This is a genomic window from Helicobacter aurati, from assembly GCF_003364265.1.
Lineage (GTDB): Bacteria > Campylobacterota > Campylobacteria > Campylobacterales > Helicobacteraceae > Helicobacter_A > Helicobacter_A aurati.
On sequence record NZ_NXLW01000002.1, the window covers coordinates 42653 to 56566 of the forward strand.

Consider the following 13914-nt stretch of genomic DNA (forward strand, 5'->3'; position numbering starts at 1 on the left):
ATGCGTTATTGAGCTTTTTTGCTATAATAGTGCAGTTTTATCAAATCAACCCAAATACCACTCTTAAGGATTTCTATGAATCATACTAAAAGACATAATGATAGCAAAAAAAATGGGCATATAGGATTAAATATTTGTTCTTTACTTTTGTGTGCTAGTAGCTTGTTTGCAGCAAATGTACAGGCACATACAAATCAATATAGCTATGAAAAGAACGAGAGGGTTAGTGTTAGCAATATTTTAGGGGATTGGCATATAAAGCTTATTGAACGCAAAGGTATTTTATTCTATGTTCCAAGAGAATCTGAAAATACGCAAATTCAAATTAATAACAATCAAATTACAGGTACAGCGGGTTGTAACCATTTTATGGCAGGATATATACCAAGAAGTAATACACAGATCGATATTAGTCACGGGGCGGCAACAAAAAAAATGTGTTCGCCTAAAGTAATGCAATTTGAGGATATTTTTCTACAAATTTTTACAGGATTATTTACTGTCGAACCATCTTTCGATGGCGTTGTTCTTGTGCACGACGATACTAAGGTTTATCTTGTACGTTAATATGAGTGTATCTGCTGTACGTTATATCTTTTAATTTATTGATTTTAGATTCATAGAATAGCAGCCCTTATAATGGGGTAGTTACTCCAAGAGATTATTATATGGTGAATAAGATTTACTGTGCCACACAAGATGGACTTCATGCTAGTATTATTGAAGTACAATCAACTTTTACACGTGGACTACCAGCCTTTAATATTATAGGGTTGGCTTCGAGTTCTATCAAAGAATCACAATACAGAGTTTCAAGCGCACTTACAAATTTAGGTATTGACCTTCCTCCATTGAAGCTCACTATTAATCTCTCTCCTTCTGACATTCCCAAGAGTGGAAGCCAATTCGATTTGCCCATAGCACTATTAATTGCTGCCAGTAAAGAGGTTTTGGTGCTTGATAAGTGGTTTGCCTTTGGTGAAGTGGGGTTAGATGGACATATTAAAAATGTCCCTCTTATTTATCCTATGCTTTTAGATATTGCTTTGCATTTCCCTCATTCTCGAGTGCTATTGCCAAAAGAGGGAGAAAGGTTATTTATTAAAATACCGAATCTTATCATGAATTTTGCTGATGATATTAATGAAGCTATGGCAGTTTTACGCGGGGAACACAATAATAATACATGTATAAAATCAGAAGTAGATTTTGATTTTAGTTTCTTGGAAATTGGAGAAGAAAAGTTCTATTACAACAATGAATTTCCGTATGATTTTAATGAGGTAAAGGAGCAAGATTATGCAATTTATGTAGCTCTTATTAGTGTTTGTGGATTCCATAATATCTTATTTGAAGGTAGTCCTGGTTGTGGGAAAAGTATGATTGTTAAACGTATGCAATATATTTTGCCTCCTCTTACTTTACGCGAGATGATTGAAAGTGTTAAGCTACAAGCCTTTAATCAACAAACATTAGAATACCAACCTAAAAGGAATTTTCGTGCCCCGCACCAAAGTGCCTCTAAATCTAGCATTTTAGGTAGCGTGTCAAATGCAAAAGTGTATCCTGGTGAAATAGCTTTAGCGCATAATGGTATGATATTTTTTGATGAATTACCTTATTTCAAAAGAGATATTTTAGAAGCATTACGTGAGCCTTTGGAGAATAATCAGCTGGCAGTTTCTAGGGTACATTCGAAAATTATTTATGATACTTCATTCTTATTTGCAGCCGCTATGAATCCATGTCCATGCGGCAATCTTCTCTCCACAATTAAGGAGTGTCATTGCAAGGATTCTGATATACGTAATTATCGCAACCATTTGAGTGAACCTTTTTTAGACAGAATTGATTTGTATGTACAGATGCGAGAGCCAGAAATGCAAAAACAACACACGAAAAATCATTTCATCATACCTTTAGATTCTAAGAATATGCAACAAATGGTTTTTAAGGTTTTTAGAAAACAGATAGAAAGGGGACAACGAGACCCTAAAGGCAATATAATCTTTAACGGTAAATTATCAGAATCTGAAGTAGAAAGATTCTGCATTCTTGATCAATCTTCTCAAGCACTTTTAGAACAAGCAAAAAACCGATTTGGATTAAGTTACCGTGGAGAACAAAAAGTAAAAAAAGTTGCAAGAACTTTGGCAGATATGCAAGAAAGCCAATTTATTAAAAGAGAGCATTTACTCGAAGCGTTAAGTTATCGTAAAGTATGAATGTTTAGGCATAAAATTCAATCTCTAAATAATCAATACCCAAACTTGCTCCATAAACATAAAAGAAAGCATTTTTAAGCTTTCCTTATTATGAAAGCTTATATTTGTTTTTGGAATAAAAGAATTAATCTCTATTAGTAAATCCTAAAATTTGTAACAAAGCAGTAAAGACGTTCAATACATCTAAATAAAGTGCCATAGCGGCTACAAGAGGATTATCATAGCGACCGCGAATAATATTTTGTGTATCATAGGCTATATACAGACTAAATACGATCACTACAAAGCTTGCGATAGCAAACTGCAACATCGGACTTTTAAAGAAAAAAACATTTAAAAGCGCAAATACAAATATAACTAAAGCACTATAAAATAAAGCTTTACCCATATTACCTAAATCATGGCTAGTTTTTAGGGCAAATACACTCATAATCCCAAAAATGATCGTGGTCATAGCTAAAGCTTGTGGAACAATCGCAGAATTCTTTATCATAACAAATGCAAGAAGTGGTACAAGTGCTAGCCCGCTAATGAAAGAAAAGGCAGCAAATACAGCAATATTGATACCAGGCTTGTTTTGCACAAAACCTAAAGCAAAAATTAATGCAAGCTCTACAATAAATATCGGAAATTTATATTCAGCAACTAGCGTAGGATTCTGCAATCCCACCAAAGCACCTATGGTAGCTAATAACAAGCTGCCAGCAAAAAATTTATAAGTTGTTTTGACAAAATTAACTAATGCGGTATCTCCTGCATATTCACGTGCGAAAGCCTCGCTATTCTCTCTTTCGTTTTGAGTATAATTTCTATCATAGATTCCCATGTTTTCTCCTAATTGTAAAATTGAGATTGACGGATTCTAACAGAATTTTGTTAATAATTAATATGGGAAAACATGAATCTATTTTTTAGATGTTTGCCCACAATTAGTACACAAGAATAATATTTTAAGAAAAAATCATTTTTAAAATTCGGTTATAATATACTTTTCACGAGATAAGAATGAACAATTTAATAAGGATATTGGGTGAGTAATACTCTACTAAAAGTGGATTCAATTACGAAATCTTATGATGGAATATTAGCCTTGAGCAACGTTGGATTCGAGTTACAGCAAGGAGATATATTTGGGCTTCTAGGAAGAAATGGTGGGGGGAAGACTACACTTATCAAAATCTTGACTTCTACGATTTCAGATTATATAGGTAATGTTACATTTCTGGGTTATGATTTACGAGATAAAAGCAAATTATTGTTTTTCAAATCTCACATTGCCTATTTACCTGACAAGGATTTTCTGTATGGCAATATGAATGGCTTAGAGTGCATAAGGTTTTTTGCAGATTTTTTTGCAGATTTTTCTAAAGATAAAGCATTAGAAATATGCAATCGTTTGGAAATTGTTCCCTCGCAGAAAATTAGCACAATGTCAAAAGGGCAAGCAGAGAAAGTAGGTATAGCCTTAACCTTAGCAAGAAAAAGTACGTTATATATTTTTGATGAACCTTTAGCTGGCGCAGATGTAATTAGCCGTGATGAAATTTTCTTAATGATACAAGAATATTGCAGTAATGCTGCCGTTATTATTGCTACACATTTAATTTCAAGTGTGGAAGCTATTGTTACTAAGGCACTATTTTTAAATAAAAAAACTATGGCTTATGGGGACAAAGAAAGCTTATTGTATGGTTTTACAAGTTTAGAAGACAGTTTTAGATATTATGCAGCCGATCACCAAATAAAACCTACACCAACGGTTCCAGATACAATGCAAGGCTCTATGCAATAAAATATCCCATTTAATTAAGGAAAGGATAAATATGCGCACTTTACAGAGCGATTTTTTATCGCATATTACGAATGGATTAAAAATATGCAAGTATGAGTTTCTTATGTCAAGGATACTTGTTATCTTGGCAATTATTTGCACATTGTTAAATATTTGTTTATTCTTATCCTATAATGCTCAAGCGTCAACTCACAACGAAGTTAGTATTAGTATAATTGTATTATTGCAGATATTCGCTTTTATGGTATTTCTTATTGCCTATTATTTAAGTGCAGCAATTAGTTTTTATCAAGGGGTTTTTGGAAAGAATGCCTATCTCACACACTCATTGCCTATCTTATTAGATTCTATTTTATTTTCTAAGATTCTTGTATTTTTTTTATGGGCTTGCGTCGGCTTAGCTGAATTTTCGTTATTCTGCTTAATACTCAATGATAATAACGATATGATTGGTCGGTTCTTTTTTTATGGTCCTGATTTATTTCATATTTGTATGTTTTGGTTTTGGACAATATTTTCAGAAATTACCTATATTTTTATGATAGCAGCTATTGTTCACCGCAAAAAAACTTATACTATGGTATATGGTATTGTTACTTATTTTGCTATCAAGACACTTTTGTTTATCATTGTCGTTTATATTACAGACTATATGCTTTCCGAACGTTTTAATCCAGACTTTACAATGTTTATTTATGAAGCACTTCTTATTGTATCTAGCGTTTTATATTATTTAGTTTGTCGATGGATAATTAAAAATAAACTTTCATTGTAGAGTTCATAAAGGAAAAATTTTTATTTATTTGTTCTTGATAAACTTTATATATGGGTTGATTAACAGAAGGCATATTAATGAAAATTACGCTTGATACGTTTGTTATTTCTGATACACATTTTGGTCATAAAGGTGTCCTAAAAAAAGAGCCCAGCCGCATAGCTGCACTTAACGAAACGCATTTCAATAACTTTGATGAATTTAGTGTAAATTGTTGGAATCAAGTTGTAAATACACAAGATTCTGTTTTGCATTTGGGTGATTTATTCTTTAATAATGGGTATGAAATTCTACCACGTTTGTATGGCAAAAAAATGCTAATTCTTGGTAATAATGATATAGGAAAATGCGAAAATCTACAAGATTGGAAAGTAATAAAACGTATCAAATTTAAAATTAAAGATAAAAAAGAATATCAAAAAATAATGGAAAAAAAATGGGGGTCCGCACTTAAAAATCCTTATGCAACAGGATTAATTACTGACATAAATAATGTGCGTATCATGTTTAGTCATTTCCCTGTTGGAGAAAGAAAAAAGAATGATAAATATTGGCAGGCAAGAGATATTATAGACTATGCTTATAGTCTCACAGAATCTGAAATTAATATTCATGGACATATCCATTCGCGTGCAAGCAAACAAAAATATTGCTTTAATGCAAGTACAGAAAAACTTGTTTTTAAACCAAAAAAATTACGCGATATTTTACTTGAATGGGCAAATATATAAGAATACTATCCAAAGACTTTTGCTTTATTATTTACGAGCAATTACTTCCATAGGGTTAATATGTTTATCCCCTTGTATAATCTCAAGATTTAGTCTGTCATTTACCCTTCCTATTACATAACCCTGCTTGATGACAAATCCTTTTTTGAGTGTTGGAGGAATCTTATCCAGCATAGAGTAAATCGTATGTAGAGAATTGGCATGTTCGATAATAACAACTTTCTTTAATCCGGGCATTTCTTGGACATGGATAATTTTACCGTCCATAATATTATAAACTTGGGAATCTTCTCCTTTAGGTTTTAGTACGACACCGTTATTGAAGATTCTAATTTTATAAACAGGGTCCAAATAATCGCCAAAAGATTGCTCTAAACTATATGATTTAAGTGGAGCAAGTGTTTTTTTTCCAGTATATTTTATGGTATTAACAGGCTGATAAACACTATCCACTCGAGCCAACTCAAAATTATCAATCGCGGCATTTGTTTCTTGTGTGCTAATTTTTGCCTGATAATCACTTTCTATAACTTTATTTTGTGCTTCAAGAAACTTTTGCGCTTGTTTGGAATCAGTTTGAGCAATTTTCTCTGCTTCAGCTTTTGCCTTTTTCTCTGCTTCAGCTTTTGCTCTTTGTGCTTTTTTACGTTGTTCTTCTTCTTTTTTCTTCCTTTCAAGTTCAAGCTTTGCTAATCGTGCCGCTTCAGCTTTTGCCTTTTTCTCTGCTTCAGCTTTCTTACGAATCTCTTCTTGTGTATTTTTTTTTAGAATATTGAGCTTACTTAGAAGTTGGTCCAGCTCCCTTTTTTGTAAATCAATGGTTTTTAATCTCTGATTATACACTTTGACTTCGTCATGCATGTTTGCAACAAGATTTTTTTGTTTGGCAATCATATTTTGTAAATCCTGGTGTCTATTTTCTTGGTTTGTAATAATTTGCGTTACTTCCTTAATACTATTGTTGGTGTCATTAATTTGTTTGACAATATCATTTTGTTGTTTTTGTAGCAAATTAAGTTTTGCTATCGTATCTTTTTTCAAAAGCGAAAAAGCTTCCTTAGTCATCATATCATGCAGACTCCAAATCTCCTCATCATCAAGCACATACGAATATGTCATATAACGTAGAATGATTTGGGAAAGCTGCTCTTGAGACGAATTCATTTCGTCGTTAAGTTTTAAAAGTCGATTCTCTAATAGTTGCAGTTTTGCTTCTTGTGATTTATTTTGGTCTTTATTATTTTGAATATTCTTCGCTAAATTTTGTATTTCAGAATCTAATTTTTTGACTTGAGCCATATTTTTTGCAATATTTTGCCCCAATGTGCTTAACCTAAGATTAAGATTCGCTCGTTGTTTGTCAATATTTTTTTGCTTGGCTTGTTGATTCTGTATATTCTTATTGATTTCATTGAGATCATTGGCAACACAAAATCCCAATACGTAAACAATCCAAATAGCTATAATGAATAACCTATAATTACTCATGAACGTACCTTTGAGACTATAACGAGGATAACACAAAAACAAGAAGAAAGAAGCCCAGCTATAAATAGCTTCACAAAGTCAAGAGGGATTTGAAAGATATTGAGACTTAACCCTATAGATTCTAAGATCTCTTTAGTAATCTGCAAACTAGCTATATAAAATGTTAGTAAAGCAATAAAAAAACTTGAAAAAAAGGAATCAAGTACCGCGAGCTTAAAGAGACTTCTATTTCTAGTCCATACACTTGCTCCTAAAAAATCCATGACTTCCATTTTATCTTTGCTTACATAACGCCAAATCTCAATTTGCTTTAGCATAAGCATGAAGCTCACAATGCCTAATATGATAGAGAAAGTTATTACACTAAACTTAATAAAACTTAAAAGCATATAATTTTCTGAATGTTGCTTAGAAAAAGTATCTACTGCTAGAATATTTGGATTTTTTTTTAGTACCGCGCTAATAACATTTAACCTTTCTATGCTGGGAAAATATTCTAAACTTAAACTATAAAAATACGGTAATTGCTTGCTTAAATCCAACAATGTACTTTCTTTAATGTCTTTTGTAAGCTTTGCAAGTGAATCTTTTGGATTAAGTGGAGTAAGAGTCTTCGCTTCGATTATTTTATTTTGGATGGATTCCAATGTAATTGGTTTTTTTGCTGTGATTCCAATTGCATATTTTTGCGTAATGAATTGTTCTTGTTTTGCTACTGTACGTTCTAGTATTAAGAGGCACTGCAAACTAAAAAGCATAGTTAAAAGAGGAACCAAAAGTGAAAGATGCTGTTTAAGCGTATTCATTAACTGCTCCTTCTTTAATTTCTATTTTGCGATAACGTAAATTGAGATGTTTTGGAACACGGTGCGTTACAACTACAATCGTAATATTTAACTGCTCATTAGAAGATTTAAGCAATCCCCAAATCATATCGCTTGAATAATCATCAAGATTCCCTGTGGGTTCGTCACATAAAATCAGCCTAGGTCTATGTGCTATTGCGCGTGCCAAGGCTACTCTTTGCTGCTCTCCGCCACTTAATTCCAAAGGATATTTGTTGGCTTTATGTAAAAGACTAATGTGCGATAAAAGTCTTTGAACCTGCATCTTAATTTCTTCTTTAGGGAATTTGTTGATAATCATTGGTAGTGCAATATTTTTTTCAACATTCCATTCTTGTATAAGCTTATAGTCCTGAAAAACAATACCCATCCTTCTGCGCAATAACGTCAAGCGGTGCTTGCTAAGCTTACGCATATTGCAATGCAATACATTAAGTTCCCCCGCATGTAATTCCAAATTACCATAGATGGAACGTAAAAGTGTACTTTTTCCACTACCACTAGCTCCTGATATAAAAATAAAATCTTTAGGATAAATAGAAAAATTCGCATTTTTAATAATTAGACCTGTGCGTTTATACCCTAAACATAGTTGTTTTGCTTGAATAATTGCCTCCATAAATTATCCTTTAACGTCTCGTTGCGCATATATTTTCTGACTAAGAATCTTACATAGGAATTGATGCGCTAAACGATGCGAACGGATGTTAAGCGGACATTTTAAATAGCTTAACATCTGCTGCTCCGCAATCAAATAGGTATTAAAAGGAACATAAAAACTTCCGAAAGTAAGTTGCGCTAAAGAAATTTTGTGTCCCGATTGAGATTGATACAAATCCCCAATGCTAACAAAAAAAGATTTTTCAATCCATTTTTTATTGCAAAACAATGCAAAATCTTCTACTGCATCAGGAAAATGAAAATTTTGAATTTCATCTTGCCTATCAAATTGCAAAGATTGTTTAAAGATATTTAATTCATAAATATCTTTTTGCTTCGCATTCCATCTTTGTTCATATTTACTTATAACTTCCGTGGCATTGTTTTTGTGAATTTCAATATATGTATGATTTGCGCTAAGACATTCATGTATGCAATCTTGGAAATATTCTAAATCATCAGTTCGTACATTAATACTGCCATTGCTTTTGAGAATTCTAAAGCTATGCTCTAAAAAATCACGATTAAACACTCTTCTGTGTTTGGCTTTATTCCACGGTACTGGAAAATGTAAAAAGATTCTTTGTGTAGTGTCGGTTGGAATGATTTGTATGCCCAATCTCGCATCAACATTGCAGATATAAAGATTATTCAAATTATAGATTTCAATGGCGTTCATAACCTGCCTAATAGAAGGCAAATGAATCTCAAAACCTAGGATAGTTTTATCTGGGTTATTTTTTGCTAGTTCTAAAATATGTCTGCCGCTCCCGAAACCTATCTCAATGAAGTCAACCTGCAATTCACGGATATTTGCTAATTCAATCAAGAATCCTGTTTGGAATCCTCGTGTATGTTTTTTTTTTGTGTGATTAAGATTGTGTGTGATTATTCCTAGATCTTTTGAGAGAAAACATAATAACTCTTTTATCTTGACAATATCTGCAATACGTGCGAGTTTATCCACTTTATAAAGATAATCTTTTTGCCTTTGAATACAACGTATAAAAATCATTTCATCTTGATATATAACAGGGAGAATCGAAAGATTGGGGAATGATTCATTATAAAGATAATCTGCAATCTGAAAATCTTGATAGACAACATTGGTTTGCATAAATTTCTTAGAACTGACAAAATGAGGCATATATCTTCTTTGTTTTTAATAAATTCGAGACGTTACTAATTTAAAACTTATGATAAACTACTGATTGTAGCAAAAAAAATGCGAATTTTTATAAAAAACATTATTGCAATTTGCGTATTGTGCGAAAAAATGATTGCTCATATTGAGAAAACTAGAACTAGGATTATCTTTATTTTCTGGTAATTCTGTTATATCAGGTGAAGCATTTGTGTTTAGAGAAAGAGTAACAGTTTGACTTGGTAGAGATTCTATGCCGAATTTATCTACACTTACAACATAATAAGAATACGTTATGTCTTTTTCCATATTTGCATCAATAAAATTTGTATTCATGATTCTATCAAATCGATTGACATGGTTATAATTGTTGCTTTTGCGATAAACAACATAGTATTTCACTCGTTCGTCTTCTATTGGTGTCCACACAATAACTGCCGTGTTATTTTCTATTTTGCTTTCAATAATGTGCGGCGTTTGCGGAGGTGGCAATGTTTGCCCTTTCACTGGAGTTTCTTGCAAAGATGATTCTAATTTATAGCTATCTTGTGCTGTTATCTTATAGAAACGTTCAACCCCATTTTCTTGAATTTTGTCAATATAAGACGGGGAACGTACAAAAGCCAATTTCGTATAATTGCCGCTTTCAGAATCTGCAACCCAAACACTATACCCTATTACATCTTTACTGTCACTCGGATTCCATTCTATCCAAATAGCATGCGGTTTATTGTTTGTTGTTGTAATACCACCAATCATATTCGGAGCAGAACGGGTTTGTCCTATCGCAATTTTACTAGGCAGAGATTTTGCCCCGTCATAACTTTGAGCAATAACTCTATATGTGTATTCCATACCATTCTCAAGGTCATCATCGAAATATTCAACTGACATGCGATTATTAGTAGAACCAATATTAATGAATTTATTTGTTTTGGTATCTTTTCTTTGAACAATATAATTTTTCACTATGGGGTTAGGACTAGGACTCCAAAAGATTTTAATACGTTTTGCATAGTTTTTTGAAGTATAAATAAAGTCTACTGGGTCAATAAATGAAGTTTTAACTCGCAAAGTGTCGCTTTTTTGAGAAACATGCGAATTCTCCCCCACCACTGCAATTGCATATTCATATTCTGTTTGCGGTTGGAGTTTACCGTCATAATAATGTGTAGAAAGAATATTTTTGATAAAAGCAATTTTTTGAAACTGCCCTTTTTTATCTTTACGATAAATAACATATCCACTTAAAAAATCTACATTTCCTTCTGGAACTTTCCATTCAAAACCAATGGATGTTACATCAGGCAAAGCACGAAATGATGTAATTGTCGGCAACTCTGTATCAATTTCATCTTTAATGCCCATCATATTGAAAAAATGCGATGAAGAGCAACCTATGTTGCATATCAATAGCAGAAAAAAAGAAAAATATAAAAAAAACTTCCTATATTTTTCAGTGCAAAAACAATATGTAAAAAAACCAGATAATATTTTATAAGCATTGTGATAGTTATTATAAAAATAATGTCTACAATTATTTGCTTGAATCATTTCGATTACCCCGATAGTCCTATTCAAGATTTTACCATTTACAAACACTCTATGCGCAATGTTTGTTTCCAAATATCAAGAGTTGTCTGTAATTTTTCTTGATAATTACTAAAATTTTGCTCTAAGAATTGTAGCAAATCTTCGGGCATTTTTGCACTAAAAACCTTACCTTGAAAATAAAGCAGTATGGCGTGAAGTAGCATTTTGCTTTCATAATGTTTGCTTAAAGAATTTGGACTATACAATGAATCCCCATAAATATAACGATTGAGTATGTGTAAATGCACGCGTATTTGATGGGTTCTACCGCTAAACAATCGCACACTTATCAATTCATATTTACCGTCATTACTTTGCATAATACTCATGAATTCACTTTTAGAATCCCTTGCTTGTGGGAATCGCCGTTTATCGAGCCTTGCCATTTTTAAACGATTATGTGGGTTTCTGCCCATAAAACATTCTACTACAACACGGTTTTGTTGCAGTGGAGGAGAAATGATACAAATATAAATTCTACCTAATTGTCTTTTTTGCAACATTTCTGCAAAAAACCTATGACTTGCATTATTCTTAGCGATAAGAATCGCTCCACTTGTATCTTTGTCTAATCTATGTACAATGCCACTTCTTTCCTCCCCATTAATAGTAGACAAAGAATATTTGTGAAACTGTAGATATTCACTTAACGTAATATCCTTTATGCTTGGTGCGGGATGAACGGCTAAATTACGTGGTTTATTAAGAATAAGATAATCATTGGTCTCGGAAATGATTTCAATATCAAGATTCTCTAAAATTTCAGAATGATTAGATTCTATTGCTTGCTTTAATGAACGACATAAACTAGGGATAGGTTGTAAAGATTTGCCAGTAAAATTGGCTAAAAATTGTCGCATAAATTCTTGTGAAACATAAATGGAGATTATATCTTTTCTGTAAAGTGCTCTACTTTTTTTAGCCAATATACCGTTAATAAAGACAGAATCACTAACTATCCATTGTATAGCTTGCGAACGAGAAATTCCTAAAATTTGGCATAAAGCCTTGTCTAACCTTGAGAAATTTTGCAATACAGTAAAGTAATAGAGCATTTGTAGATTCGACATTTTCAACTATATTTATTTTTGTAAAACCAAAAAATACCAATACACAAAATAATACCTATGGCATAGCCACTTACCAATGAGTTGGTGATACTTGCTATAAAAAAACTTATTAAACTTACGAAAGCTACCGTACTGGCATAAGGCAATTGCGTAATAAAATGGCTTTGGACAGAGCAACCGGCCCCTGCAGCAGAAAGTATTGTTGTATCTGATATGGGCGAAGAATGATCTCCATACACTGCGCCAGACAGTATTGCCGCCATAATGAAACTAAAGTCTAATTCATGTGCGCCTGCAAGAGTAGCTCCAATAGGCAACATAATAGCAAAAGTACCCCAGCTAGTGCCCGTACAAAATGCAATAAAAGCAGAAATCACAAATGCAACCAAAGGAACAGCAATATGTGGGCTTATGATGCTTGTTTCAAGCCACACTTTAGAAATATTTGCGAGATAGATTCCGCTTTGTAAATCATTTTTAATGATAGGTCCTATACTCCATGCGAGTGTCAAAATTAAAGTGGCAGGCAACATAGAAAGAATGCCTATTTTCACAATAGATACAAAAGAATTAGAAGTAAGATGTCTGTAAGAAATCAAGAAACTTACTGCAAGCGCACAAAATCCCCCCCAAAAAAGCGAAAAACCTGTTTGTGTATTTGCAAGCATTTCAATAAGATTAAAATTTTTTGTTTCGCAATAACCCGTGTAGAAAATAAGAATACCTACAAAAAGAATTAAACTTAGAATCGGGACAATTAATAAGGCGATATGGCTTGGTGTTTTTTGTTGTGATTGTAAGAAATCTCGAACGCCTATATTTTGATTGCGCTTCATTGCGGGTAAATTTATTTGCCAAAAAATCGTAAGCAAAACTGCAAGTAAAGTAAGCCAAGCATAATAATTACCCCAAATACTAGAAAACAAAGTAATGAATTTGTTTTCTTCATCTATTCCTTGCATTAAACCTAAAATATAAGCACCCCAGCTAGAAATTGGCATAAGAATACAAACAGGCGCAGCAGTAGAATCTATGATATAAGCTAATCTCTCTCGTGTAGAATGATTAGCATCATTCAGTGATTTACTAATTTGCCCAACGGTTAGCGCATTAAAGTAATCATCAATAAAAATTACAATGCCAGCAATAAAAGCCAGAAATTCCGAACCTTTCGCAGTTTTTACTTTATCGCGCGCCCACTTAACAAACGCCGATACACCGCCTGAATAGGAAATAACTTGAGTTAAAATACCCAAAATAAACAGGAAACCAAAGACATAAAGATTCGACTGCTCCACCTCTATTCCATCGTTTGTTACGTTATAAAACACTGTGCTAATGCTGTGATAAATATAAAACAAAGTATAGATTAGATTCTGTTCCCAATCAATCTGTATTCCATACAAGATACTACCTGCAAAACCAACCATTATTCCCGACAAACAAATCCCAATAAAAAGAGAAAATACAATACGTCTTGTGATTATCACCAATAGGATAACACACAGAGGAACCGATAAACTTAACACCGAATCAGTATACATAAAGGACTTCCTTAAAGATTTACTCGCTCAAACTTGCTTGATTGTAT

At 32.7% G+C, this 13914-nt stretch carries 13 protein-coding genes; 5 read left to right on the forward strand and 8 right to left on the reverse strand.

Annotated features, from left to right (window positions below; translation table 11 throughout):
- The first annotated feature begins 75 nt into the window (after positions 1-75).
- Both CQA66_RS01390 and CQA66_RS01395 read left to right on the forward strand, forming a co-directional pair.
- A complete protein-coding gene (locus tag CQA66_RS01390) occupies positions 76-567 on the forward strand; it encodes an META domain-containing protein (protein ID WP_104762962.1) in 492 nt (163 codons plus the stop codon).
- Between the two features lie 101 nt (positions 568-668).
- A complete protein-coding gene (locus CQA66_RS01395; RefSeq protein WP_104762963.1) occupies positions 669-2225 on the forward strand; it encodes a YifB family Mg chelatase-like AAA ATPase in 1557 nt (518 codons plus the stop codon).
- Positions 2226-2349: 124 nt separating this feature from the next.
- Here the strand turns inward: CQA66_RS01395 and CQA66_RS01400 are convergent, their stop codons facing one another.
- Positions 2350-3051 carry a Bax inhibitor-1/YccA family protein gene (locus CQA66_RS01400; RefSeq protein ID WP_104762964.1) on the reverse strand — a complete coding sequence of 234 codons (702 nt, stop codon included), beginning with the start codon at positions 3049-3051 and terminating at the stop codon, positions 2350-2352.
- Positions 3052-3255: 204 nt separating this feature from the next.
- Here CQA66_RS01400 and CQA66_RS01405 point away from each other — a divergent pair, with 204 nt between their 5' ends.
- From CQA66_RS01405 to CQA66_RS01415, 3 genes are all read left to right on the forward strand, one after another.
- Positions 3256-4017 (forward strand): ATP-binding cassette domain-containing protein, encoded by a 762-nt coding sequence (locus CQA66_RS01405; RefSeq protein ID WP_104762965.1) that lies wholly within the window; start codon positions 3256-3258, stop codon positions 4015-4017.
- Positions 4018-4048: 31 nt separating this feature from the next.
- A complete protein-coding gene (locus CQA66_RS01410) occupies positions 4049-4792 on the forward strand; it encodes a hypothetical protein (RefSeq protein WP_104762966.1) in 744 nt (247 codons plus the stop codon).
- A gap of 77 nt (positions 4793-4869) precedes the next feature.
- On the forward strand, positions 4870-5523 hold the full coding sequence (locus tag CQA66_RS01415) for a metallophosphoesterase family protein (RefSeq protein WP_104762967.1): 654 nt from the start codon (positions 4870-4872) through the stop codon (positions 5521-5523).
- Between the two features lie 27 nt (positions 5524-5550).
- Here CQA66_RS01415 and CQA66_RS01420 read toward each other — a convergent pair whose 3' ends face one another.
- The 7 genes from CQA66_RS01420 to CQA66_RS01450 all read right to left on the reverse strand — a co-directional run bounded on the left by CQA66_RS01420 (position 5551) and on the right by CQA66_RS01450 (position 13867).
- On the reverse strand, positions 5551-7011 hold the full coding sequence (locus tag CQA66_RS01420; RefSeq protein WP_104762968.1) for a murein hydrolase activator EnvC family protein: 1461 nt from the start codon (positions 7009-7011) through the stop codon (positions 5551-5553).
- On the reverse strand, positions 7008-7817 hold the full coding sequence (locus CQA66_RS01425) for an FtsX-like permease family protein (RefSeq protein ID WP_104762969.1): 810 nt from the start codon (positions 7815-7817) through the stop codon (positions 7008-7010). The genes CQA66_RS01420 and CQA66_RS01425 overlap by 4 nt, the downstream gene beginning before the upstream one ends.
- The gene (locus CQA66_RS01430) at positions 7804-8475 is read right to left on the reverse strand and encodes a cell division ATP-binding protein FtsE (protein ID WP_104762970.1); all 672 of its coding nucleotides are present in this window, start codon (positions 8473-8475) and stop codon (positions 7804-7806) included. The genes CQA66_RS01425 and CQA66_RS01430 overlap by 14 nt, the downstream gene beginning before the upstream one ends.
- Before the next feature lie 3 nt (positions 8476-8478).
- Positions 8479-9663: a tRNA (guanosine(46)-N7)-methyltransferase TrmB gene (gene trmB / locus CQA66_RS01435; protein ID WP_104762971.1), complete on the reverse strand. Its 1185-nt coding sequence runs from the start codon at positions 9661-9663 to the stop codon at positions 8479-8481.
- Between the two features lie 57 nt (positions 9664-9720).
- The gene (locus CQA66_RS01440) at positions 9721-11031 is read right to left on the reverse strand and encodes a fibronectin type III domain-containing protein (RefSeq protein WP_147289192.1); all 1311 of its coding nucleotides are present in this window, start codon (positions 11029-11031) and stop codon (positions 9721-9723) included.
- A 221-nt stretch (positions 11032-11252) separates the two neighbouring features.
- Complete coding sequence (locus tag CQA66_RS01445; protein WP_233707725.1) at positions 11253-12323, reverse strand: RluA family pseudouridine synthase; 1071 nt, start codon at positions 12321-12323, stop codon at positions 11253-11255.
- A gap of 2 nt (positions 12324-12325) precedes the next feature.
- Complete coding sequence (locus tag CQA66_RS01450; RefSeq protein ID WP_104762973.1) at positions 12326-13867, reverse strand: Na+/H+ antiporter NhaC family protein; 1542 nt, start codon at positions 13865-13867, stop codon at positions 12326-12328.
- Positions 13868-13914: the final 47 nt, after the last annotated feature.